The 21,077-nt window shown below is 71.3% G+C and carries 23 protein-coding genes and 1 tRNA gene; 14 read left to right on the top strand and 10 right to left on the bottom strand.

Features of this window, described 5'->3' with window-relative positions; genetic code table 11:
* The first annotated feature begins 36 nt into the window (after positions 1-36).
* The 3 genes from ACZ6SQ_RS18305 to ACZ6SQ_RS18295 all read left to right on the top strand — a co-directional run bounded on the left by ACZ6SQ_RS18305 (position 37) and on the right by ACZ6SQ_RS18295 (position 1,826).
* Positions 37-525 (top strand): phage holin family protein, encoded by a 489-nt coding sequence (locus ACZ6SQ_RS18305; RefSeq protein WP_469562902.1) that lies wholly within the window; start codon positions 37-39, stop codon positions 523-525.
* Positions 522-1,460 (top strand): alpha/beta fold hydrolase, encoded by a 939-nt coding sequence (locus ACZ6SQ_RS18300; RefSeq protein WP_469562899.1) that lies wholly within the window; start codon positions 522-524, stop codon positions 1,458-1,460. The genes ACZ6SQ_RS18305 and ACZ6SQ_RS18300 overlap by 4 nt, the downstream gene beginning before the upstream one ends.
* Before the next feature lie 186 nt (positions 1,461-1,646).
* Positions 1,647-1,826: a hypothetical protein gene (locus tag ACZ6SQ_RS18295; protein ID WP_389330052.1), complete on the top strand. Its 180-nt coding sequence runs from the start codon at positions 1,647-1,649 to the stop codon at positions 1,824-1,826.
* A 147-nt stretch (positions 1,827-1,973) separates the two neighbouring features.
* On the opposite strand, the gene ACZ6SQ_RS18290 is transcribed toward ACZ6SQ_RS18295, so the two are convergent.
* From ACZ6SQ_RS18290 to nth, 3 genes are all read right to left on the bottom strand, one after another.
* Positions 1,974-3,173, bottom strand: coding sequence for a MarP family serine protease (locus tag ACZ6SQ_RS18290; RefSeq protein ID WP_469562896.1), 1,200 nt, complete (start codon positions 3,171-3,173; stop codon positions 1,974-1,976).
* Positions 3,174-3,290: 117 nt separating this feature from the next.
* Positions 3,291-3,986, bottom strand: coding sequence for an NUDIX hydrolase (locus tag ACZ6SQ_RS18285; RefSeq protein WP_469562893.1), 696 nt, complete (start codon positions 3,984-3,986; stop codon positions 3,291-3,293).
* Between the two features lie 64 nt (positions 3,987-4,050).
* Positions 4,051-4,998 carry an endonuclease III gene (gene nth, locus ACZ6SQ_RS18280; protein ID WP_469562890.1) on the bottom strand — a complete coding sequence of 316 codons (948 nt, stop codon included), beginning with the start codon at positions 4,996-4,998 and terminating at the stop codon, positions 4,051-4,053.
* A 443-nt stretch (positions 4,999-5,441) separates the two neighbouring features.
* Here nth and ACZ6SQ_RS18275 point away from each other — a divergent pair, with 443 nt between their 5' ends.
* Entirely contained in the window at positions 5,442-6,116 is a 675-nt protein-coding gene (locus tag ACZ6SQ_RS18275; protein WP_029382547.1) for a Crp/Fnr family transcriptional regulator, read from the top strand.
* An 88-nt stretch (positions 6,117-6,204) separates the two neighbouring features.
* Entirely contained in the window at positions 6,205-7,050 is an 846-nt protein-coding gene (locus ACZ6SQ_RS18270) for a nucleotidyltransferase domain-containing protein (RefSeq protein WP_469562885.1), read from the top strand.
* A gap of 48 nt (positions 7,051-7,098) precedes the next feature.
* On the opposite strand, the gene ACZ6SQ_RS18265 is transcribed toward ACZ6SQ_RS18270, so the two are convergent.
* The 4 genes from ACZ6SQ_RS18265 to ACZ6SQ_RS18250 all read right to left on the bottom strand — a co-directional run bounded on the left by ACZ6SQ_RS18265 (position 7,099) and on the right by ACZ6SQ_RS18250 (position 9,724).
* Positions 7,099-7,944 carry an MBL fold metallo-hydrolase gene (locus ACZ6SQ_RS18265; protein WP_389330067.1) on the bottom strand — a complete coding sequence of 282 codons (846 nt, stop codon included), beginning with the start codon at positions 7,942-7,944 and terminating at the stop codon, positions 7,099-7,101.
* Positions 7,941-8,852, bottom strand: a complete 912-nt coding sequence (locus tag ACZ6SQ_RS18260) for an NUDIX hydrolase (RefSeq protein WP_469562882.1) — start codon at positions 8,850-8,852, stop codon at positions 7,941-7,943. The genes ACZ6SQ_RS18265 and ACZ6SQ_RS18260 overlap by 4 nt, the downstream gene beginning before the upstream one ends.
* Positions 8,853-9,089: 237 nt before the next feature.
* Positions 9,090-9,557, bottom strand: a complete 468-nt coding sequence (locus ACZ6SQ_RS18255) for a RidA family protein (RefSeq protein ID WP_386386421.1) — start codon at positions 9,555-9,557, stop codon at positions 9,090-9,092.
* A complete protein-coding gene (locus ACZ6SQ_RS18250) occupies positions 9,554-9,724 on the bottom strand; it encodes a DUF4177 domain-containing protein (RefSeq protein WP_386386419.1) in 171 nt (56 codons plus the stop codon). Before ACZ6SQ_RS18250 ends, ACZ6SQ_RS18255 begins: the two co-directional genes overlap by 4 nt.
* Before the next feature lie 161 nt (positions 9,725-9,885).
* Between ACZ6SQ_RS18250 and bagA the strand changes: the two genes are divergently transcribed.
* The gene (gene bagA / locus ACZ6SQ_RS18245; RefSeq protein WP_469562878.1) at positions 9,886-10,863 is read left to right on the top strand and encodes an ATPase BagA; all 978 of its coding nucleotides are present in this window, start codon (positions 9,886-9,888) and stop codon (positions 10,861-10,863) included.
* Positions 10,860-12,188, top strand: a complete 1,329-nt coding sequence (gene bagB, locus ACZ6SQ_RS18240) for an ATPase BagB (RefSeq protein ID WP_469562874.1) — start codon at positions 10,860-10,862, stop codon at positions 12,186-12,188. Before bagA ends, bagB begins: the two co-directional genes overlap by 4 nt.
* Positions 12,189-12,446: 258 nt before the next feature.
* Here the strand turns inward: bagB and wblA are convergent, their stop codons facing one another.
* Positions 12,447-12,785 (bottom strand): transcriptional regulator WblA, encoded by a 339-nt coding sequence (gene wblA / locus ACZ6SQ_RS18235; protein ID WP_386386414.1) that lies wholly within the window; start codon positions 12,783-12,785, stop codon positions 12,447-12,449.
* Positions 12,786-13,191: 406 nt separating this feature from the next.
* On the opposite strand from wblA, the gene ACZ6SQ_RS18230 reads away from it, so the two are divergent.
* Complete coding sequence (locus tag ACZ6SQ_RS18230; protein WP_469562871.1) at positions 13,192-15,456, top strand: transglycosylase domain-containing protein; 2,265 nt, start codon at positions 13,192-13,194, stop codon at positions 15,454-15,456.
* 259 nt (positions 15,457-15,715) lie between these two features.
* Here the strand turns inward: ACZ6SQ_RS18230 and ACZ6SQ_RS18225 are convergent, their stop codons facing one another.
* A complete protein-coding gene (locus ACZ6SQ_RS18225) occupies positions 15,716-16,180 on the bottom strand; it encodes a GatB/YqeY domain-containing protein (RefSeq protein WP_469562868.1) in 465 nt (154 codons plus the stop codon).
* A 159-nt stretch (positions 16,181-16,339) separates the two neighbouring features.
* Here ACZ6SQ_RS18225 and ACZ6SQ_RS18220 point away from each other — a divergent pair, with 159 nt between their 5' ends.
* From ACZ6SQ_RS18220 to ACZ6SQ_RS18210, 3 genes are all read left to right on the top strand, one after another.
* On the top strand, positions 16,340-17,269 hold the full coding sequence (locus tag ACZ6SQ_RS18220) for a metallophosphoesterase (protein WP_469562864.1): 930 nt from the start codon (positions 16,340-16,342) through the stop codon (positions 17,267-17,269).
* A gap of 186 nt (positions 17,270-17,455) precedes the next feature.
* On the top strand, positions 17,456-18,244 hold the full coding sequence (locus tag ACZ6SQ_RS18215) for a Pr6Pr family membrane protein (protein ID WP_469562861.1): 789 nt from the start codon (positions 17,456-17,458) through the stop codon (positions 18,242-18,244).
* 33 nt (positions 18,245-18,277) lie between these two features.
* A tRNA-Pro gene (locus ACZ6SQ_RS18210) sits at positions 18,278-18,351 on the top strand.
* Positions 18,352-18,649: 298 nt separating this feature from the next.
* Here the strand turns inward: ACZ6SQ_RS18210 and ACZ6SQ_RS18205 are convergent.
* The gene (locus ACZ6SQ_RS18205; protein WP_469562858.1) at positions 18,650-19,624 is read right to left on the bottom strand and encodes a helix-turn-helix transcriptional regulator; all 975 of its coding nucleotides are present in this window, start codon (positions 19,622-19,624) and stop codon (positions 18,650-18,652) included.
* 278 nt (positions 19,625-19,902) lie between these two features.
* Between ACZ6SQ_RS18205 and ACZ6SQ_RS18200 the strand changes: the two genes are divergently transcribed.
* From ACZ6SQ_RS18200 to ACZ6SQ_RS18190, 3 genes are all read left to right on the top strand, one after another.
* Positions 19,903-20,193, top strand: a complete 291-nt coding sequence (locus ACZ6SQ_RS18200; RefSeq protein WP_469562855.1) for a hypothetical protein — start codon at positions 19,903-19,905, stop codon at positions 20,191-20,193.
* A gap of 140 nt (positions 20,194-20,333) precedes the next feature.
* Positions 20,334-20,504: a hypothetical protein gene (locus ACZ6SQ_RS18195; RefSeq protein ID WP_469562852.1), complete on the top strand. Its 171-nt coding sequence runs from the start codon at positions 20,334-20,336 to the stop codon at positions 20,502-20,504.
* A 44-nt stretch (positions 20,505-20,548) separates the two neighbouring features.
* Positions 20,549-21,037, top strand: coding sequence for a transposase (locus ACZ6SQ_RS18190; RefSeq protein WP_469562849.1), 489 nt, complete (start codon positions 20,549-20,551; stop codon positions 21,035-21,037).
* Positions 21,038-21,077: the final 40 nt, after the last annotated feature.

Here is a 21,077-nt window from a genome sequence, read left to right as displayed (position 1 = left end):
ACACGGCACATACCCAGACGGAAGAGGGAGACCGCGATGAGCGCACCCGACGGCAGCCCGGTCGGCGCCGAACGCAGCATCGGCCAGTTGTTCGCCTCCGCGACCACCGAGCTGTCGGCGCTCGTACACGACGAGATCGCCCTGGCCAAGGCTCAGCTCAAGCAGGACGTCAAGCGCGGCGCGACGAGCGGCGGCGCCTTCACGGTGGCCGGCGCGGTGCTGGTGTTCTCCCTGCCGATGCTCAACTTCGCCCTCGCCTACGGCATCCGCACGTGGAGCGACTGGAACCTCGCCATCTGCTTCCTGCTGTCCTTCGCGGCGAACGTGCTGGTCGCGGGCGTCCTCGCGCTCATCGGCGTGGTCTTCGCGAAGAAGGCCTCCAAGAGCAAGGGCCCGCAGAAGGTCGCCGCGTCCATGAAGGAGTCGGCGAGCGTGCTGCAGAACGCCAAGCCGCACCCGCGACCCGAGCTGCCGAAGGACGGGGCGCCCAAGGCCATCGAGGCTGTGGCACGCTCGTCGTCATGACGGACCCCGCCACTCCCCCGGTCCCGCCCGCTTCGGTCATCCGACCGGACGGGCCCTGGACGCACCGCGAGGTCGCCGCCAACGGCGCGCGATTCCACATCGCGGAGGCCGGCGACGGCCCGCTCGTGATGCTGCTGCACGGCTTCCCGCAGTTCTGGTGGGCCTGGCGGCACCAGCTGACCGCGCTGGCCGACGCCGGTTTCCGGGCCGTCGCCATGGACCTGCGCGGGGTCGGCGGCAGCGACCGCACCCCGCGCGGCTACGACCCCGCGAACCTCGCGCTCGACGTCACCGGCGTGATCCGCTCCCTCGGCGAGCCCGACGCCGCGCTGGTCGGCCACGACCTGGGCGGCTATCTGGCCTGGACGGCGGCCGTGATGCGGCCCAAGCTGATCCGCCGGCTGGCGGTGTCCTCGATGCCCCACCCCCGGCGCTGGCGCTCGGCGATGCTGGCCGACGTCCGGCAGAGCACCGCGAGCTCCTACATCTGGGGCTTCCAGCGGCCCTGGATCCCCGAGCGGCAGCTCGTCGCCGACGAGGGCGCGCTGGTCGGGAAGCTGATCCGGGACTGGTCGGGCCCCCGGCTGCCGGACGACGAGGCCGTACGGACCTACCAGCGCGCCATGTGCATCCCCTCCACGGCCCACTGCTCGATCGAGCCGTACCGCTGGATGGTGCGCTCGCTGGCGCGGCCGGACGGCTTCCAGTTCAACCGGCGGATGAAGCGGCCCGTACGGGTGCCCACGCTGCACCTGCACGGCTCCCTCGACCCGGTGACCCGCACCCGCAGCGCGGCGGGCTCCGGCCAGTACGTCGAGGCGCCCTACCGCTGGCGGCTGTTCGACGGACTCGGGCACTTCCCGCACGAGGAGGACCCGGTGGCCTTCTCGACCGAGCTGATCAACTGGCTGAAGGACCCCGAGCCGGACCGCTGATGGCACCGTGTCACCCGAACGGGCGCCCGGGCGCGAACGGTTTCGGCTCCGTCCGTGACCGTTTCGGTGCGCCCGGTATCCGGAAGCGGAACACCTGTCCTACGAACGGCCAATTGCCCGGCGCATAGGCCAATTGGGGGCCACGGCGGCGGTTATCGACCTTGGGGCAGGGGCAGACGTCGGGGTATGGGCTGGACGCACGACTACAGTGACGCAGCACGCGACCGACGCTCGGGCAACTCCCTGAGCTCCCACCAGCGAGGAGGCCCGCCGCTGCCGGGCTCCGACCTCCGGGTGGGCATTCCACACATTCTGCGCCGCCGGGCCCGCTGGGTCTCGGCGCGCCTGCGCCACCCCCGCGGCTGACACCGGCGGCCGCGGACTGCCGTCCGGAGCCTGTCCGCCACGTTCCCGTCGTCCGCCCACAGGGGCGGGCCGGTGCCTCGCGCTCACCCGAGCCAGGCACCGCGCGCCGGGCGGGAATTCACCGGGCAGGCTTAGGGCCGACAGGCTCTAGAGCGCGCAGCTGTCGCTGTCCACCTGCTGGGTCGCCGTGCGGCCCTTGGTGATGTCCTCCGCGATCTCGTCCGCGGTCAGGGCGTAGCCGGTGTCGGCGTCGTCCAGGGACTTCGCGAAGACCACGCCGTACACCTCGCCCTCAGGGGTGAGCAGCGGGCCGCCGGAGTTGCCCTGGCGGACGGTCGCGTACAGCGAGTAGACGTCACGGCGGACGGTGCCGCGGTGGTAGATGTCCGGTCCGTTGGCCGGGATACGTCCGCGCACGCGTGCGGCGCGCACGTCGTACGCCCCGTTCTCCGGGAAGCCGGCGACGATCGCTCCGTCGTCGCTCTCGGCATCGGTGGAGGTGAACCGCAGGGCGGGCGCGTTCAGGTCGGGCACGTCCAGGACGGCGATGTCGCGCTTCCAGTCGTACAGGACGACGGTGGCGTCGTAGCGGCGGCCCTCGCCGCCTATCTGGACGGTGGGCTCGTCGACGCCGCCCACGACGTGCGCGTTGGTCATCACGCGGCGGTCGTCGAAGACGAAGCCGGTACCCTCCAGGACCTTGCCGCAACTCTCGGCGGTGCCCACCACCTTGACGATGGAACGCTTGGCGCGGACGGCGACGGCGCTGTTGGCCAGGGCGGGGTCCGGCGGCCGTACGTCGGTGATCGGCTCGTTGGCGAAGGGGCTGAAGACCTGTGGGAAGCCGTTCTGGGCGAGGACCGTGGAGAAGTCGGTGAACCAGGTGTCGGCCTGCGCGGGCAGCACTCTGGACACACCGAGCAGCACCTTGGAGCCGCGGACCTCCTTGCCGAGCGTCGGCAGGGTGGTGCCGGCGAGGGCGGAGCCGATGAGCCAGGCGACCAGCAGCATGGCCACGACGTTGACCAGGGCGCCGCCGGTGGCGTCCAGCGCGCGGGCCGGGGACCAGGTGATGTACCGCCGCAGCTTGTTCCCGAGATGGGTGGTCAGGGCCTGGCCGACCGACGCGCAGACGATCACCACGACGATCGCGACGACGGCGGCGGTCGTGCTGACCTCGGCGTTGTCGGTGACCGCGTCCCAGATGACGGGCAGCGTGTACACGGCGACCAGGCCGCCGCCGAGGAAGCCGATCACCGACAGGATGCCGACCACGAAGCCCTGGCGGTAGCCGACGATCGCGAACCACACGGCAGCGACCAGCAACAGGATGTCCAGCACGTTCACTGCTTCGGGCCTCGCCTCGTCATCTTCCGTCCACTCCACTCGGCCCGGGGGCCTGGTCGCCGCACAGCGGCGAAGGAACCCAGTGTCCCCTGTGCGCACCGCACGCCGGCCACCCTGTCATGAGCGCCAGTCGAGCGGGACCTGCTTGCCCCGGTCCCAGGGGCGCTCCCAGCCGGAGAAATGCAGCAGGCGATCGATCACACCGGCCGTGAAACCCCAGACCAGAGCCGATTCGACCAGGAATGCCGGGCCTCTGTGACCGCTGGGGTGGACGGTGGTCGCGCGGTTCTCGGGGTCCGTGAGATCCACCACGGGGACGGTGAACACCCGCGCGGTCTCGTTCGGGTCGACGACGCCGACCGGGGTCGGTTCGCGCCACCAGCCGAGGACCGGGGTGACGACGAAGCCGCTGACCGGGATGTAGAGCTTGGGCAGGACACCGAAGAGCTGGACCCCGGACGGATCGAGCCCGGTCTCCTCCTCGGCCTCGCGCAGGGCCGCCCGCAGCGGGCCGTCGGCCTGCGGGTCGCCGTCCTCCGGGTCCAGGGCGCCGCCCGGGAAGGAGGGCTGCCCGGCGTGCGAGCGCAGGGAGCCGGCGCGCTCCATCAGCAGCAGCTCGGGGCCCTGCTCGCCCTCGCCGAACAGGATCAGGACGGCGGACTGGCGTCCCGCGCCGTTCTCCGGGGGCAGGAAGCGGCTCAGCTCCAGCGGCTTCACCGTCTCCACGGCGCGCACCACCGGGTCCAGCCAGTCCGGCAGGCCCTCCTTGCTCAGCGTCACCGGTCCGCCCCGTGTATGGCTCGCGCGCGTCATAGCCACCCCCGTTCCACCCGGTCCAACGCCCGGGCCCGCCGTGATCGTTCCCCTGCCGCGCCCGTCATCCGGCACCCAGCGGGGGCGCGGCCCTGCCGCCCGCGTCCAGATACGCCTGCGGGGGGTTCAGGCGCTGGCCGGGCAGGCCCGCCTTCTCGTACTTCAGCAGCTTCTTCGCCTTCTCCGGGTCGGTCTCGCCCTCGCCGTACGCCGGGCAGAGCGGCGCGATGGGGCAGGCGCCACAGGCCGGCTTGCGGGCGTGACAGATGCGGCGGCCGTGCCAGATGACGTGGTGCGACAGATCGGTCCAGTCGCTCCTGGGGAACAGCGCGCCGACGGCCGCCTCGATCTTGTCGGGGTCCGTCTCCTCGGTCCACTGCCAGCGCCGCACCAGCCGCTGGAAGTGCGTGTCCACGGTGATGCCGGGCCGCCCGTAGGCGTTGCCGAGCACCACGAACGCCGTCTTGCGGCCGACCCCGGGCAGCTTGACCAGGTCCTCCAGCCGGCCGGGCACCTCTCCGTCGAACTGCTCCACCAGTCCCCTGGACAGCCCTATGACCGACTTGGTCTTCGCCCGGAAGAACCCGGTCGGGCGCAGGATCTCCTCGACCTCCTCCGGGTTGGCGGCGGCCAGGTCCTCGGGGGTGGGGTACTTCGCGAACAGCGCCGGGGTCGTCTGATTGACCCTCAGGTCGGTCGTCTGCGCCGACAGCACGGTGGCGACCAGGAGTTGGAAGGGGTTGACGAAGTCCAGCTCGGGGTGGGCGTACGGGAAGACCTCGGCGAGCTCCCGGTTGATACGGCGGGCGCGGCGGACCAGCGCGGTGCGCGACTCGCCCTTCTTCGGCGACGCGGCGGCGACCGTCCGCACGGGCGTGGCCTTCACCGCGGAGGCGCCCTTCGCGCCGACGGCAGCGGGCTTCTTGACGGTGGTGGCCTGCTTCACGGGGGCCGACTTCTTGGCCGTCGCCTTCTTGGCCGCCGTCGCCGTTTTGGCCGCCGTCTTCTTCACCGCTGACGTCTTCGCCGCCGACTTCTTCGCGGGAGCGGTGCTCTTCCCGGGAGTGGCGCTGTCCGCGGCCGCGGCCCGCTTCCGCGTCCCCGCAGCCCTCTTCCCGGCCGTCGCGCTTTTCGTCGCTTCTGCCGCTTTCCTGTCACCGTCAGGGGTCTGTTCGCCCACAGCGGAATCCCGCCGTACAACCATCCGCCCAGCCCCCTCGGCCTGCGCTCTCACCGGCGTTTTGGACACTCGGTCAGCCTACGGCCCGCCACCGACATCCGCCCCGGACCCTGAAGATCGGCGCCCAATTGGACCCCTGCCGCTTACCCCGGGACACCAGTGCGGCATCCTTGTGACAGATCACACTGTTTGGACCGTCCGGCAAAATGGGCACCGTGGTCCCCTGGTACACCGGGGAGCAAGATCCCCTGAGCAGGTCGACAAGGAGAGAACTCGTGGACGACGTTCTGCGGCGCAATCCGCTCTTCGCGGCTCTCGACGACGAGCAGGCCGCGGAGCTTCGCGCCTCCATGAGTGAGGTGACTCTGGCGCGGGGCGACTCCCTGTTCCACGAGGGCGACCCGGGCGACCGGCTCTACGTGGTGACGGAGGGCAAGGTCAAGCTGCACCGCACCTCCCCCGACGGCCGCGAGAACATGCTCGCCGTCGTCGGCCCCGGAGAGCTGATCGGCGAGCTGTCGCTGTTCGACCCGGGCCCGCGCACCGCCACCGCCACCGCGCTGACCGAGGTCAAGCTGCTGGGCCTCGGCCACGGCGACCTCCAGCCCTGGCTGAACGCCCGCCCGGAGGTGGCCGCGGCCCTGCTGCGCGCCGTCGCGCGCCGGCTGCGCAAGACCAACGACGCCATGTCGGACCTGGTCTTCTCCGACGTGCCCGGCCGTGTGGCGCGCGCCCTGCTGGACCTCTCGCGCCGCTTCGGCGTGCAGTCCGAGGAGGGCATCCACGTCGTCCACGACCTCACGCAGGAGGAGCTGGCCCAGCTGGTCGGCGCCTCGCGCGAGACGGTCAACAAGGCGCTCGCCGACTTCGCCCAGCGCGGCTGGCTGCGCCTGGAGGCGCGGGCCGTGATCCTGCTGGACGTCGAGCGTCTCGCCAAGCGCTCCCGGTGAGTGACGCCGGCCTGAACGGCCGGTGACGTTCACCCCCCGCGCCGAAAATGCGCTGCCACTGTGCCCCGCTCGGGGGCACAGTGGCCCCATGACCGAGACGGTGCACCGCGCCGCCCGCGCCCCACGGCAGCCGCGGCCCGGCCTGGACGCCCAGGGCTGCATCGAGCGCGAGGGCTCACTGGGGCGGATTCCGCACCCCTTCCGGCCCGTGGTCGTGGCGGCCCGTGACGGGCTCCTGGACCTCTTCGGCAACCGGCTGCACAGCGCCTACCTCTACGGGTCCGTCCCGCGCGGCACCGCGCGCGTGGGGCGCAGCGACCTGGACCTGCTGGTCGCGCTGCGCGAGGAACCGGCCGACGCCGACCGGGATGCCGTAAGGGCGCTGGACGAGGCGCTCGACAAGCGGTTCGAGCAGGTCGACGGGGTCGGCACGCTGCTCCACGGCAGGGCGCGGCTGCTGAGCGACCTCGAGACGTACGACCTGGGCTGGTTCGTGGCGTGTCTGTGCACTCCGCTGCTGGGTGAGGACCTCGCCGAGTACCTGCCGCGCTACCGCCCCGACTCCCGGCTCGCCCGGGAGACCAACGGCGACCTTGCGCTGCTCCTGCCGCGCTGGCGGGACCGTGTCGCCGAGGCCCGGACACCCGAGGCACGCCGCCGACTGGTCCGGTACACCTCCCGGCACCTGGTCCGCACCGGCTTCACCCTGGTCATGCCGCGCTGGAACGGCTGGACCAGCGATCTGCACGAGATGGCCGAGGCCTTCGCGGCCCACTACCCGGAGCGCGCCGACCGGCTCCGCGCGGCGGCCGTCCTCGGCCACGAGCCGACCGACGACCCCGCCGTACTCGGCTCCTACGTCGACGACCTCGGGCCGTGGCTGGAGGCGGAGTACACGCGCGTGCACGGCACGAAGGCGCCACGGCCCGCGTGAGGCCGTGCCGCGGCCGGTGCGAGGCCGTGAGGGCCGTGAGAGGCCGCGCTAGGGCCTGTCGCCCTGGATCAGGCCGTGTTCCTCCAGGTACTCCATCTGCGCGCGGACCGACAGCTCGGCCGCGGGCCACAGGGAGCGGTCCACGTCGGCGTAGACGTGCCGCACGACCTGTCCGGGCGTGCGGTAGCCGTCCTCGACGGCCGTCTCGACCTGGGCCAGCCGGTGGGCGCGGTGGGCGAGGTAGAACTCCACGGCGCCCTGGGCGTCCTCCAGGACCGGCCCGTGGCCCGGGAGCACGGTGTGCACGCCGTCGTCGACCGTGAGGGACCTCAGGCGTCGCAGGGAGTCCAGATAGTCGCCGAGCCGCCCGTCGGGGTGCGCCACGACCGTCGTGCCGCGCCCCAGGATCGTGTCGCCGGTCAGCACCGCGCGGTCGGCCGGCAGATGGAAGCACAGGGAGTCGGCGGTGTGCCCGGGGGTGGGCACGACCCGCAGCTCCAGACCGCCGAGCTCGACGACGTCCCCGGCGGCCAGGCCCTCGTCGCCCAGCCGGAGCGCCGGGTCCAGGGCACGCACGCGCGTGCCGGTCAGCCCGGCGAAGCGGGCGGCGCCCTCGGCGTGGTCCGGGTGGCCGTGGGTGAGCAGGGTCAGGGCGACACGCTTGCCCGCCTTCTCGGCGGTGTCGACGACGTTGCGCAGATGGCCCTCGTCCAGCGGGCCCGGGTCGACCACCACGGCCAGGTCGGAGTCCGGCTCGGCGAGGATCCAGGTGTTGGTGCCGTCCAGGGTCATCGCGGAGGCGTTCGGCGCCAGCACGTTCACCGCGCGCGCGGTGGCTCGGCCGGACAGGACCCCGCCGCGGGGCTGGCCGGGCAGGGCGCTCGCGTCGGTCATGATCGGGCTCCACCCGTCGGGTTCCGCGGGGCCTGCGCCGGGGTCCCGGCCGTGCCCGTCGGGACATGCTTGGTGAACTCGTCGTGTCCCGGCCACGTCAGCACGATCTCGCCGCCCTCAAGCCGCGCCTGGGCGAGCACCGGGGCCAGGTCCCGGCCGGGCGCGGCGGCGAGTGCCTCGGCGGCCGTGCCGTACGCCAGGAGCTGGCGCAGCGTGGCGATGGTGGGCGGCATCATCAGCAGCTCGCCCTTGTCGTACCCGGCGGCCGCGTCCTCGGGGCGGATCCACACCGTGCGGTCCGCCTCCGTGGAGACGTCACGGGTGCGCTGCCCGGCGGGCAGGGCCGCGACGAAGAACCAGGTGTCGTAGCGGCGCTCCTCGAACTCCGGGGTGATCCAGCGGGTCCAGGCGCCCAGCAGGTCGGAGCGCAGCACCAGGCCGCGGCGGTCGAGGAACTCGGCGAAGGACAGCTCACGTGCGACGAGTGCCGCGCGGTCGGCCTCCCAGTCCTCTCCCGTGGTGTCGCCGACGACCTCGTCCGCGGCGGGCCCTGCGAGCAGGACCCCGGCCTCCTCGAACATCTCGCGCACGGCGGCGCACACGATCGCCTGAGCACCGCGCTCGTCCACGCCGAGGCGTTCGGCCCACCACGCGCGCGTGGGGCCCGCCCAGCCGATCTGGTGGTCGTCGTCGCGCGGATCGACGCCCCCGCCCGGGTAGGCGTAGGCGCCCCCGGCGAAGGCCATCGAGGCGCGTCTGCGCAGCATGTGCACGGCAGGACCGTCGGCGCCGTCCTTCAGCAGCATGACGGTCGCGGCGCGCCGGGGCTGCACGGGTGTGAGGGTGCCGTCCGCGAGCGCGCGGATCCGGTCCGGCCACTGAGGGGGGTACCACTGACCGTTCGCCATGGCCGGAGGCTATCCCGTGGCGGCCGGATGTTCGAGAGGTGGTCGATCACCGGCCGCCGGGAGAAGGGTGGCGAGAGGGCTGGTCACCGGGCCTGGCGCACCCGGGAAGCCCCGCCGCCAAGGGTCGGACGCCCGGCCCCGGGGAGGAAGCGATCCACCCCGGAGCCACGATCCGACGGCGCCACGATCAGACGGCGCTCACGCGCACATCGACCGGGCACACGGCGCACACGCCGCTCACGCCTCCGTCAGTTCCACCTGGACCTCGACCTCGACCGGCGCGTCCAGCGGCAGCACCGCGACGCCCACCGCGCTGCGCGCGTGCACGCCCTTGTCGCCGAGGACCTCGCCCAGCAGCTCGCTGGCGCCGTTGAGGACGGCGGGCTGGCCGGTGAAGTCGGAGGCCGAGGCCACGAATCCGACGACCTTCACGACGCGCGCGATGCGGTCCAGGTCACCGGCGACGGACTTCACGGCCGCGAGGGCGTTCAGCGCGCAGACGCGGGCCAGATCCTTGGCCTCCTCCGGGGTGACCTCCGCGCCCACCTTGCCGGTGACCGGGAGCTTGCCCTCCACCATGGGCAGCTGCCCCGCGGTGTACACGTACACGCCGCTCTGCACGGCGGGCTGGTACGCGGCCAGCGGCGGCACGACCTGCGGCAGGGTCAGCCCCAGCTCGGCGAGCTTCGCCTCGACCGCGCTCATGCCGCCTGCCCCGGCTTCGGGCGCTTCAGGTAGGCCACGAGCTGCTCGGGGTTGTTCGGGCCGGGCACGACCTGGACGAGCTCCCAGCCGTCCTCGCCCCAGGTGTCCAGAATCTGCTTCGTGGCATGGACGAGCAGCGGCACGGTTGCGTATTCCCACTTGGTCATGAGGCCGACTGTAGCCGCTGCGACGGGTGGTGCCGCGCCGGGTGACGACCGGCCGGGGCGGCGGCGCTGCGGCGGCTTCGGCAACCGTTTCTCCACAGCCTCGGCGTGTGCTTGTCCACAGCCTTGATTGCCGCGCCGCCGGACTGGTTACGCTCGAAGACGTGAGCAGGCTCCAGGTCGTCAGCGGCAAGGGCGGGACCGGTAAGACGACGGTCGCCGCGGCCCTAGCGCTGGCCCTGGCCACGGAGGGGAAGCGGACGCTCCTCGTCGAGGTCGAGGGTCGGCAAGGCATCGCGCAGCTCTTCGAGACAGAGGCGCTGCCCTACGAGGAACGGAAGATCGCGGTCGCGCCAGGGGGCGGGGAGGTGCACGCCCTCGCCATCGACCCCGAACTGGCCCTTCTGGACTACCTCCAGATGTTCTACAAACTCGGCGGCGCCGGACGCGCCCTGAAGAAGCTCGGCGCGATCGACTTCGCCACCACGATCGCGCCTGGCCTGCGGGACGTCCTGCTGACCGGCAAGGCGTGCGAGGCGGTCCGCCGCAAGGACCGGAGCGGCCGGTTCGTCTACGACTACGTCGTGATGGACGCGCCCCCGACGGGCCGTGTCACCCGCTTCCTGAACGTCAACGACGAGGTCGCGGGCCTGGCCAGGATCGGCCCGATACACAATCAGGCGCAGGCCGTGATGAGGGTGCTGAAGTCGCCGGAGACGGCTGTGCACCTGGTGACGCTGCTGGAGGAGATGCCGGTCCAGGAGACCGCCGACGGCATCACCGAGCTGCGCTCCGCCCGGCTCCCGGTGGGCCGGGTGATCGTCAACATGGTCCGGCCCGAGGTGCTGGACGCGGCCGGTGTGGATCTCGTACGCAAGCTGCCGCGCACGGCCGTCGCGCGGTCGCTGTCGGCCGCGGGCCTCGGCGGCGCGCGGCGCGGCGGGAACGCCGAACGGCTGGTGGACCCGCTGCTGGAGCAGGCCGAGGAGTACGCCGAGCGGCACACCCTGGAGCGGGAGCAGCGCACGGTCCTCGGCGACCTGGACCTGCCGCTGCACGAACTGCCCCTGCTCGCCGAGGGCATGGACCTGGCGGGTCTGTACGAACTGGCAACCGAACTGCGGAAGCAGGGGATCGCATGACCCCGGAACCCGTCCAGGAGCGCCGTATCGCCCCCGCGCGCGTCCTCGAGATCGACCCGCTGCTCGACGATCCGGAGACCCGGATCGTGGTGTGCTGCGGCTCGGGCGGGGTCGGCAAGACGACCACGGCGGCGGCGCTGGGCCTGCGCGCGGCCGAGCGCGGCCGCAAGGTCGTGGTGCTGACCATCGACCCGGCCCGCCGGCTCGCGCAGTCCATGGGCATCGACTCGCTGGACAACACCCCACGCCGGGTCAAGGGCATCGACGAGGCGGCGGGCGGCGAACTGCACGCCATGATGCTCGACATGAAGCGCACCTTCGACGAGATCGTCGAGGCGCACGCGGACGCCGAGCGGGCGTCCGCGATCCTGGGCAACCCCTTCTACCAGTCGCTCTCGGCGGGCTTCGCGGGCACGCAGGAGTACATGGCGATGGAGAAGCTGGGCCAGTTGCGCTCACGCGACGAGTGGGACCTGATCGTCGTCGACACACCGCCGTCGCGGTCCGCGCTGGACTTCCTGGACGCGCCCAAGCGCCTCGGATCGTTCCTGGACGGCAAGCTGATCCGCGTGCTGCTGGCACCCGCGAAGGTGGGCGGGCGCGCGGGGATGATGTTCCTGAACGTCGGCATGTCGATGATGACCGGTGCCCTCGGCAAGCTGCTCGGCGGTCAACTGCTCAAGGACGTCCAGACGTTCGTAGCCGCGATGGACTCGATGTTCGGCGGTTTCCGCACCCGCGCGGACGCGACGTACAAGCTGCTCCAGGCGCCCGGGACGGCCTTCCTGGTGGTCGCGGCCCCGGAGCGGGACGCGACGCGGGAGGCCGCGTACTTCGTGGAGCGGTTGGCCGCCGAGGACATGCCGCTCGCGGGTCTGGTGCTGAACCGGGTGCACGGCAGCGGCGCCGCCCGGCTGTCGGCCGAGCGGGCGCTCGCCGCCGCGGAAAATCTTGAGGAGTCCCGCATTGTCGATCAGCCGGACGGGAAGGCTGAGCTTCGTAACTCCCCCGAGAACGACGGCAGTTCGAACTCCCCCGACCCGAACGCCGTCGACGGCGCCGACCCCGATACCGACCCCGGCACCGATTCAGGTGCCGAGCACGACCGGTCCGCGGACGAACTGACCGCGGGCCTGCTCAGGCTGCACGCGGACCGCATGCACCTGCTCTCCCGCGAGCAGCGCACACGTGACCGTTTCACCGCGCTCCACCCCGAGGTGGCGGTGGCCGAAGTGGCCGCCCTGCCCGGCGATGTGCACGACCTCGCGGGGCTGCGGGACATCGGGAACCGGCTCGCGGCCCACCGGCCGGAACTGCCCGAGTGACCCGCCGCCTCGAGTGACCGCTGCCCGACGCCCCTGGGCCGAGCCGCGCGCAGGCTCCCGGCGGGGACTGCTCACGGGCTCCTGGCCAGGGCTGCTTGTCTGCTGCCGGCCGGAGCCGCTCGTCGGCTCGTGGCCGGAGCAGCCCGCAGGGCGGTGACCGGAGGCGCCCGGCGGTGGGTGACCGCGGGCGGCTGACGGTCGGTGACCGGACCGGCCTGCCGGCCCGGCGCAGCGGGTGGTCGAGTCCTGCCCAGGACCTCAGCCCACCGCCGCGTAGTTCTCGTACACCTGGTCGTCGTCGAGGGGCACCAGGCCGACCCCACGCTCGTACTCCGTACGAGCCGTCTCCAGCAGTCGGCGCCAGGAGGTCACGGTGGGCCGCCTGCGCAGCAGAGCGCGACGCTCCCGTTCCGTCATTCCTCCCCACACGCCGAACTCGACGCGGTTGTCGAGCGCGTCGGCCAGACATTCGGTGCGTACCGGGCATCCGGTGCACACCGCCTTGGCCCTGTTCTGCGCTGCTCCCTGAACGAACAGTTCATCCGGATCGGTAGTGCGGCAGGCCGCCTGCGCACTCCAGTCGGTTACCCAGCCCATACCGGCGCCGTCCTCTCCCGAATCGAGGCTCCCCCACGGCGGCAGCGGCATATTCACCGCCGCCAGTTGAGGACGTTACGGAAGGTGGGCACAGCGCAACACCCCCTTCGGGCCCAATCTTGAATGGCCCGAACGGACTATGCGTAAGCGGCAGATCACCCGCGGGAGTGAGCGGGCGACATGCGTGACGATTCCCACAGAACAGGACAGTTCAGTTGAGTCACAACGGGCGCCACGTGACACAGAAGGCGGATTCGGACACGCCCCCGACGGAGAGTCGGGCCCATCCGGAACGATTCGGGGTCGCCGGACGTATTGATACATGGCCGCACTGCTGTGACAGTTGAGAGCAGCTTAGGCCAAGGCATATACGCGTGTCCGGCGAATGAGAACGTAGGCTGCCCCCATGCCAAAGAAGCCCTCAGGCGGTGGCCTGTCGCCCGTGCAGCAGGCGGCCAAGTTCCTCGGTGTCAGTGTGCTGGCCGGTGCAGTCATGGCCGGTATCGCGCTGCCCGCCGTCGGCGCGCTGGGGCTCGCGGCCAAGGGGTCGGTGGAGAGCTTCGACGAGCTCCCGGCCAACCTGAAGACGCCGCCGCTCAGCCAGCGCACCACGATCCTCGACGCCCAGGGCGGCACGATCGCCACGGTGTACTCACGCGACCGCACGGTGGTCGAGCTCAAGGACATCTCGCCGTACATGCAGCAGGCGATCGTCGCGATCGAGGACGCCCGCTTCTACCAGCACGGCGCGGTCGACCTGAAGGGCGTCCTGCGCGCGCTGAACAAGAACGCGCAGAGCGGCGGGGTCGCCGAGGGCGCCTCCACGCTCACCCAGCAGTACGTGAAGAACGTCTTCGTCGAGGAGGCCGGCGACGACCCCACCAAGGTCGCGCAGGCCACCCAGCAGACCCTCGGCCGCAAGATCGCGGAGCTGAAGTACGCGATCCAGGTCGAGGAGGAGCTCGGCAAGAAGAAGATCCTCGAGAACTACCTGAACATCACGTTCTTCGGCCAGCAGGCCTACGGCGTCGAGGCGGCCGCCCAGCGCTACTTCTCCAAGAACGCCAAGGACCTCAAGGTCCAGGAGGCCGCGCTCCTCGCCGGCATCGTCCAGTCGCCGAGCCGTTTCGACCCGGTCAACGACGAGACCGAGGCCACCAAGCGGCGCAACATCGTGCTCCAGCGCATGGCCGACGTGGGCAACATCTCCCAGGAGGAGGCCGACAAGGCCAAGGAGACCCCGCTCGGCCTGAAGGTCAAGCAGCCCAGGAACGGCTGCATCACCGCCGTGAAGGGCGCGGGCTTCTTCTGCGACTACGTGCGCAACGTGTTCCTGACCGACCCGGTCTTCGGCAAGACCAAGGAGGACCGGGCCAAGATCTGGAACCAGGGCGGTCTGACCATCCGCACGACGATGGACCCGCAGGCCCAGGACTCGGTCCAGCAGTCGGTCAAGGACCACGTCCGCAAGAACGACGAGGTGGCGACCGCGGCGAGCATCGTCGAACCCGGCACCGGCAAGATCCTCGCCATGGGCCAGTCGCGGCCGTACGGCTTCGGCAAGAACGAGACGCAGATCAACCTCTCCGTCGACCAGTCCATGGGCGGCGGACTCGGCTTCCAGCCCGGTTCGACGTTCAAGCCGATCGTGGCCGCGGCCGCCATAGAGGGCGGCATGCCGGCGACGAAGATGTACCGCTCGCCGTACGAGATGGAGTACCCGAACCCGGTCCAGGCCTGCGACGGCAAGATCTGGAACGAGAAGGGCGTCAAGCTCACCAACGAGAACGAGTCCGAGGTCGGCCCGTACTCGATGAAGGAGGCGACGGCGAAGTCCGTCAACACCTACTACGTCGAGATGATCAGCGAGATCGGCATCTGCCCGGTGACCGAGATGGCGGCCAAGATGGGCGTCGCGCGTGCCGACGGCAACGAGATGCACCAGAACCCCTCGATCGCCCTCGGCAGTGAGGAGATGTCCCCGCTGACCATGGCGAACGGCTACGCCACCTTCGCCTCGCGGGGCATGTACTGCACGCCGGTCGCCATCGAGGCGATCAGCCGGCGCATCGGCGGCCAGACGAAGTCCCTGGAGGTCCCGAAGTCGACCTGCTCGCGGGCGATGTCCGAGACCACGGCCGACACCATCAACACGCTGCTGCGCGGCGTGGTCGAGGACGGTACGGGTACGCAGGCCGGTCTCGGCAGCCGCCCGAGCGCCGGTAAGACCGGTACCACCGACGAGCGCTTCGCCGCCTGGTTCGTGGGCTACACCCCGAACATGGCGGGTGCCGTCTGGGTCGGCGACCCGGCGCACGAGCGCAAGATGGAGGGCATCAGCATCGGCGGCGTGTGGCACGACAAGGTCTTCGGTGGCCAGGTGCCCGGTCCGATCTGGCGCGACATGATGACCGGCGCTCTGGCGAACAAGGAGGTGCTCGACTTCACCCTGGTCGACATCCCGGACCCGCCGAAGCCGGAGGACAAGGACAAGGGCAGGGACAGGGACAAGGGCCGCGACGACGGGGGCAACGGCGACGACGGTCTCATCGGCGGCCTGCTCGGCGGCGGCAACGGAAACGGTGGGGGCGACGTCGAGCCGGAACCCACGTTCTCCATCCCGGAGGGCTTCATCCAGGGTCCGGGCAACGGTCCCGGAGGACGTGACTGACCGCCCTGCCGACAGCTGTGTCCGTGACGCCCTGCGCACGCGAACTCCGTGCGCAGGGCCGCGGATCGGAACGGCACCGACACCGACACCGACACGATCCCGCCGCCTTCGCGGCAGGTCCTCGACCCACCTCACGCCCTGGTACCGAGGGCCGGGCGGGAAGGGGCTTCGGCCCCCGGACGTGACACAGCCGCCTCTCGGGCCTCGAAGGCCCGGGGCGGCTGTGCGGCGTACGACGCGCGCGTGGGTACGTGGGTGCTCAGCCCGCGAGCAGCCTCTTCACCGTGGCGGCGACACGGCCGCCCTCGGCCAGACCGGCCACCTTCGGGTTCACGATCTTCATGACCGCGCCCATCGCCCGGGGCCCTTCGGCGCCCGCGCCCGTGGCCTCCGCGACGGCCGCGGCGACGATCTGCTCCAGCTCGTCGTCGGAGAGCTGCTTGGGCAGGTACGCGGCGAGGATCTCGCCCTCCGCCTTCTCCCGCTCGGCCTGCTCGGCGCGGCCGCCCTGCGCGAAGGCGTCGGCGGCCTCCCGGCGCTTCTTCGCCTCGCGCGTGATCACCTTCTGCACCTCGTCGTCGGAGAGCTCGCGCTTCTCCTTGCCCGCGACCTCCTCCTTGGTGATCGCGGTGAGCGTGAGCCGGAGCGTCGAGGAGCGCAGCTCGTCGCGCTCCCTGATCGAGGCGTTGAGGTCTTCCTGAAGCTTCGACTTGAGCGTGGTCATGGCTTGATTGTCGCAGGTACCGGGGGACGGCCGCCCGTGCATTTCTCAGGAGACGGCGGCACAGGACGACGTACGGGGACAGCGGCCCGGCTCCGCGGGCGCGACGGGCGTGAGGGACGGCCGTACGAGAAGGACCGGCGGGTCTGACACGATGTCCGCATGCGCGCGCGATACGGAGTACCCCTCGGCATCACGGCGGTAGCGGCCGCCGGTCTTCTCTACTCGGCGGGTTTCGAGGCCCGCTCGTTCCGGCTCCGGCGGGTCACCGTCCCCGTACTGCCGCAGGGCATGCGCCCGATGCGCGTGCTGCACGTCTCCGACATCCACATGGTCGGCGGGCAGCGCAAGAAGCAGCGCTGGCTGCGCTCGCTGGCGGGTCTGCGCCCCGACTTCGTGATCAACACGGGCGACAACCTCTCCGACCCGGAGGCCGTGCCCGAGGTGCTGGACGCGCTGGGGCCGCTGATGGACTTCCCGGGGGCGTACGTCTTCGGCTCGAACGACTACTACGGGCCGACGCTGCGCAACCCCGCCCGGTACCTCTTCGAGAAGGCGCAGGGCCGGCACGGCCTCAACGGCAACCCGCCCGCCGTCGGCGTGGTCCACAACCCGTGGGAGAACCTGCGGGACGGCTTCGACGCCGCGGGCTGGCTGAATCTGACGAACACGCGGGGTCTGCTCAAGGCGGACGGCGCGACGATCGAGCTGACGGGCGTGGACGACCCGCACATCAAGCGCGACCGGTACGCGGAGGTGGCCGGGGGGCCTTCGGGCACGGCGGACTTCTCGATGGGCGTCGTCCACGCGCCGTATCTGCGCAGCCTGGACGCGTTCACGGCGGACGGCTACCCGCTGATCCTGGCCGGCCACACCCACGGCGGCCAGGTCTGCCTGCCCTTCTACGGCGCCTTCGTCACCAACTGCGACCTGGACACGGACCGCGTCAAGGGCCTCTCCACGCACACGTCGGAGGGCCGTACGGCGCATCTGCACGTGTCGGCGGGCTGCGGGGCGAGCCGCTACACGCCGGTGCGCTTCGCGTGCCCGCCGGAGGCGACGCTGCTGACGCTGGTGCCGCGGGAGGCGTGACAGGAGTGAGGTGACGGGTGGCAGGGGCGGATGGGGTCCCGGCCGCGCGGGTCGGGCGAGGGCGGCGAAACGGCTGCCCAGTCACCCCAGTCACCCCACGGTCCCCTCCCGTCGCTCCCGTCTCGGGGGTAACCCACACAGCCGACCCACATCGCCCGTTATGTCGGTTATGCCTAGCTTGAGGGTATGACCGCCCCGATACCCAGGGACATCCCGGACCTCCCCGCGGTCCCGGGAATGCCCGCGCTGCTGCCCTCGCACGTACCCGCCGCGGCCGTGGTGGCGCCGGCGCGCAGGCCGCTGACGGCCGCCTTCCGCCTGCTGACCGCACTGCTGGCGGCCGCGGGCGTGACCATCGAGATGCTCATGGGCAGCCCGCTGCGCGTCCTGAGCTTCTTCACCACCCAGGCGAGCATCCTGCTGGCCCTGGCCCTCGTCGCCTCGGCCCGCCGCGCCTGGAGCGCCCGCCGCCCGCTGCCGGGAGGCCTGACCGGGGCCGTACTGCTCTACGTCGTGAGCACCGGCCTGGTGTACCACCTGCTGCTGGCGAACACGGCGAGCCCCTTCGCGACGACGGGGACGACGGGCGCCCCGACGGGCTGGCACGCGGTCTCCAACCACCTCCTGCACACGGTGGTCCCCGCGGCGGCCGTCCTGGACTGGCTGCTGCTCACTCCCCCGGGCCGCCTGCATCTGCGCCAGGCCGCGACCTGGCTCGTCTACCCGCTCGCCTATCTGGCCTTCTCCCTGACCCGCGGCGAACTCCTGCTCCCCGACACCCCGGGCGGCCGCTACCTCTACCCCTTCCTCGACGTGGACGCCCACGGCTACAAGTCCGTCCTCGGCAACGCCCTCCTCCTGGGCCTCGCCATCTACGCCCTGGCGGTCCTCCTGGTGGCCCTCGACCACGCCCGCCCGAACCCGATCCGCCACCGCGCCAAAACCGGATTTCGTCTCCAGCCACCAGTGGGCTAAAGTAAACGTCGTCGCCGCGAGAGCAGCGACGATCGGGGTGTAGCGCAGCTTGGCAGCGCGCTTCGTTCGGGACGAAGAGGTCGTGGGTTCAAATCCCGCCACCCCGACAGCTGAGAAGCAGTTCAGAGGGCCCTCACCTAATCGGTGAGGGCCCTCTGGCGTTGCTGCGTGTCCAGCTGCGTGGCTACGGCCGAGCGAGCCGGGGTCCGGCACTTCCGCCATGACCAGCCGCCCTCAAGCGATCACAGCGTCCGTCGTCCCGCCGGACGCGGATGCCTTGGTGAGTACCTCTCCGGGTCAGGTGTTTCGCGTCTCGGAACCACCCGAGACACTTCCTTGACCCGCCGGGAGGGCGGCGGCCTATCGTCGGTGGCCGGTGGTGACCAGAACGAGGAGAGGCGTGTGTCAGTGGGGGGAGTGCGACAGGTAGCCGTTCTGGACAGCTCGCATTCCGGCCTGGAATCGGCTGCGGACGCCCAGGTGGGTGAGCAGCCCGGTGATCACCCGGCCCACGGTGCGCGTGGAGACGCCCAGGCTGTTGGCGATGGATTCGTCCGTACGTCCCTCGGCCATGAGCTGCAGTACCGCGGCCTGCTGCCGGGTGAGGAAGTCGGGCTCGCAGGGCGCTGCCGTCGGTCCGAGCGGGGTTGCGGTCTCCCACATGTGATCGAAGAGCGTGACCAGCACGGAGACGAGGCCAGGGCTGGTGACCAGGGCGGCCGCGGCCGCGGTGTTCGTCGCGTCGACGGCCACCAGGGCGCTGCGGCGGTCCACGATGGTGAGGCGATTGGGCAGGACCGGCCTGGTGCGGATGTGGGCCCCGGCGCTCTCCAGCCAGGTCGCGTACTCCCGGGCGCGGCTGTCGTGACGGATGCTGTCGAGGTAGATGGTTCGCATCACGATGCCCTGCTCGATGTTGCGCAGGTTCAGCGGGCGGGCCGCCTCGATGCTCGCCTGCGACATCTGCGAGTCGGGGGCGAACGACAGCACCTCGGAGCGGGTCTCCGCGGACAGCAGCTCGATCTGGTCCCGAATCGCGTCGATGCCGTCCAGGTAGCGGACTCCGGCCTTGGAGGACTCCTGCGACGAGGAGTCGGCGATCTCGGCCATCAGGCCGACGACGGCGGCCCGAGTCGCCTCCATGCGCTGCTGCTGGGCAGCGAGTTCGGCCTGCTGGCGGGCTTGGAGGAGCTGGAGGGCCAGCTGCGGATCGATGGCGCGGCCCTGTCCGTCGGCACCGCCGCCGCGCAGCAGCGCCATCTCGCTGAGCAGGGTCAGTGAGTGGCGTACGTCGTCCGGGGGCAGCCCCAGACGCTGCGCCATCTCCAGAACACCGTCCTGCGGGTAGGCCAGTTTGCTTCGGTAGACCGATGCGGTCACGTCATCGAGTTCACGCCGATCGAACACAGCCGCCCACCCCCCATGGAAGACCTGCATATTGTCGCAGCTCAAAGGCCCTGCGTACGTGCGTCAGGCTAGCTTGCCCGGCGGCTTGATCGAAGAGCGGGCGGCACGAAATCGTGCGGAGCTTTCCGGCAGATCCGACGAATGCGGCGATGACGGCTCGCCGATTTGTTCCACCCCTCCGCACTTGCCGGCTTCCGTCCCGCGGGTGAGGACTTGTTCGATGAGGACACGACAGTGAATCAGGAGAGTTCATGTATCTGGTCCACCTGCACCTGAGTGCCCCTCAGGGGGCGGGCGACCTGCCGCAGGGTGTGGAGGCCGCCCTTTCCGAGGTCGAGCCGGCGGTCGAACTGGCCGTCCGGCACGTGCGTGCGGAGGCCGACCCGGTGGTCGCCCTCTACCTGCGGGCCCCCGATCTGCACACCGCCGAATACTGGGCCGCGGCGGCCTGGCACCTCGCCGCGCGCCGGATCCTCGAGGTCGGCGCGTGGACGCTGCTGAAGGCCGAGGTACCGCTGCTGGTCGTCGACGAACTGGCCTGACGAACGCTCCCGAGCACACGCTGTCGTGTGTAGGACATGTCGGGTCCTGGACATAGGAAAACCCTGGATCACCCCTCTCACCTGCGGCAACCTTGAACATGTCAGCAGGAAACACCGCACCGCTCGGGGGGACTCCGATCATGCTCAGCCGTCTCAAGGCCGCCACGCTCATTGCCGTCACCGCCACCACGCTCCTCGCGGGAGCCGTCGTCGGCGCCGTCTCGGAATCCACCGGTTCGGACGGTGTGACGCACCAGGCGGACTGGCGCTGGGACTCCCCCCGGCTGACCGCTGACGGAGCGGTCAGCTGACCGCCGGCCTCCGGTCCGGCGCGAACAGGGCCCATGAGGCACTGATGGTGACCGAACCGGCCCGCCGGGGAGCGCTTCACCGGACCACCGGCCGATTCTCGTGGCTGTCTCCGATGGTCCTCTGGCCGCTCGCGCGGCACCTGTTCACCACCGGTACGGCCCGACCCCAGGGGGGCGGAACCCGCAGGGCGGATGAGGAGGCCGTGTTCGCCGCGGTCCTGTACGTCCTGGTGAGCGGCGAGTCCTGGCGCGCACTGCCGAAGTCGTTTCCCGTCTCCTGGCAGAACGCCCACCGGCGGTTCGGCCAGTGGTGCGACGAAGACCTGTGGAACCGGATGGCAGCCGGCGCCCGGGCCACGCCCCACATCTCCGCATCGGTACGCGACTGGGCCGAACGCGTCGCCGAGGCGGCACGGTCCCGCCGAACGGACCGACCTGATCTCCCCGAGCGACTCGGCCTCCCCGGTCTCCCCGATCGAAGGGACCTGCAGGACCGGACGGCCCGAACGGACCTCCCGACCCGGGTTGCCTGACCGCGCCTGACCGCGCCTGACCGCGCCGCAGGACCGCAAC

This window comes from Streptomyces sp. NPDC048600, assembly GCF_055587025.1.
This window is presented reverse-complemented; position numbering and strand designations above follow the sequence as displayed.

What these genes read in the sequence shown, in the direction of transcription:
- ACZ6SQ_RS18305 (WP_469562902.1), top strand. Translation starts at nt 37, where the DNA reads ATGAGCGCACCCGACGGCAGCCCGGTCGGCGCCGAACGCAGCATCGGC.
- ACZ6SQ_RS18300 (WP_469562899.1), top strand. Translation starts at nt 522, where the DNA reads ATGACGGACCCCGCCACTCCCCCGGTCCCGCCCGCTTCGGTCATCCGA.
- ACZ6SQ_RS18295 (WP_389330052.1), top strand. Translation starts at nt 1,647, where the DNA reads ATGGGCTGGACGCACGACTACAGTGACGCAGCACGCGACCGACGCTCG.
- ACZ6SQ_RS18285 (WP_469562893.1), bottom strand. Translation starts at nt 3,986, where the DNA reads ATGACGCGCGCGAGCCATACACGGGGCGGACCGGTGACGCTGAGCAAG.
- ACZ6SQ_RS18270 (WP_469562885.1), top strand. Translation starts at nt 6,205, where the DNA reads ATGACCGAGACGGTGCACCGCGCCGCCCGCGCCCCACGGCAGCCGCGG.
- ACZ6SQ_RS18265 (WP_389330067.1), bottom strand. Translation starts at nt 7,944, where the DNA reads ATGACCGACGCGAGCGCCCTGCCCGGCCAGCCCCGCGGCGGGGTCCTG.
- ACZ6SQ_RS18260 (WP_469562882.1), bottom strand. Translation starts at nt 8,852, where the DNA reads ATGGCGAACGGTCAGTGGTACCCCCCTCAGTGGCCGGACCGGATCCGC.
- ACZ6SQ_RS18255 (WP_386386421.1), bottom strand. Translation starts at nt 9,557, where the DNA reads ATGAGCGCGGTCGAGGCGAAGCTCGCCGAGCTGGGGCTGACCCTGCCG.
- ACZ6SQ_RS18250 (WP_386386419.1), bottom strand. Translation starts at nt 9,724, where the DNA reads ATGACCAAGTGGGAATACGCAACCGTGCCGCTGCTCGTCCATGCCACG.
- bagB (WP_469562874.1), top strand. Translation starts at nt 10,860, where the DNA reads ATGACCCCGGAACCCGTCCAGGAGCGCCGTATCGCCCCCGCGCGCGTC.
- wblA (WP_386386414.1), bottom strand. Translation starts at nt 12,785, where the DNA reads ATGGGCTGGGTAACCGACTGGAGTGCGCAGGCGGCCTGCCGCACTACC.
- ACZ6SQ_RS18230 (WP_469562871.1), top strand. Translation starts at nt 13,192, where the DNA reads ATGCCAAAGAAGCCCTCAGGCGGTGGCCTGTCGCCCGTGCAGCAGGCG.
- ACZ6SQ_RS18225 (WP_469562868.1), bottom strand. Translation starts at nt 16,180, where the DNA reads ATGACCACGCTCAAGTCGAAGCTTCAGGAAGACCTCAACGCCTCGATC.
- ACZ6SQ_RS18220 (WP_469562864.1), top strand. Translation starts at nt 16,340, where the DNA reads ATGCGCGCGCGATACGGAGTACCCCTCGGCATCACGGCGGTAGCGGCC.
- ACZ6SQ_RS18215 (WP_469562861.1), top strand. Translation starts at nt 17,456, where the DNA reads ATGACCGCCCCGATACCCAGGGACATCCCGGACCTCCCCGCGGTCCCG.
- ACZ6SQ_RS18200 (WP_469562855.1), top strand. Translation starts at nt 19,903, where the DNA reads ATGTATCTGGTCCACCTGCACCTGAGTGCCCCTCAGGGGGCGGGCGAC.
- ACZ6SQ_RS18195 (WP_469562852.1), top strand. Translation starts at nt 20,334, where the DNA reads ATGCTCAGCCGTCTCAAGGCCGCCACGCTCATTGCCGTCACCGCCACC.
- ACZ6SQ_RS18190 (WP_469562849.1), top strand. Translation starts at nt 20,549, where the DNA reads ATGGTGACCGAACCGGCCCGCCGGGGAGCGCTTCACCGGACCACCGGC.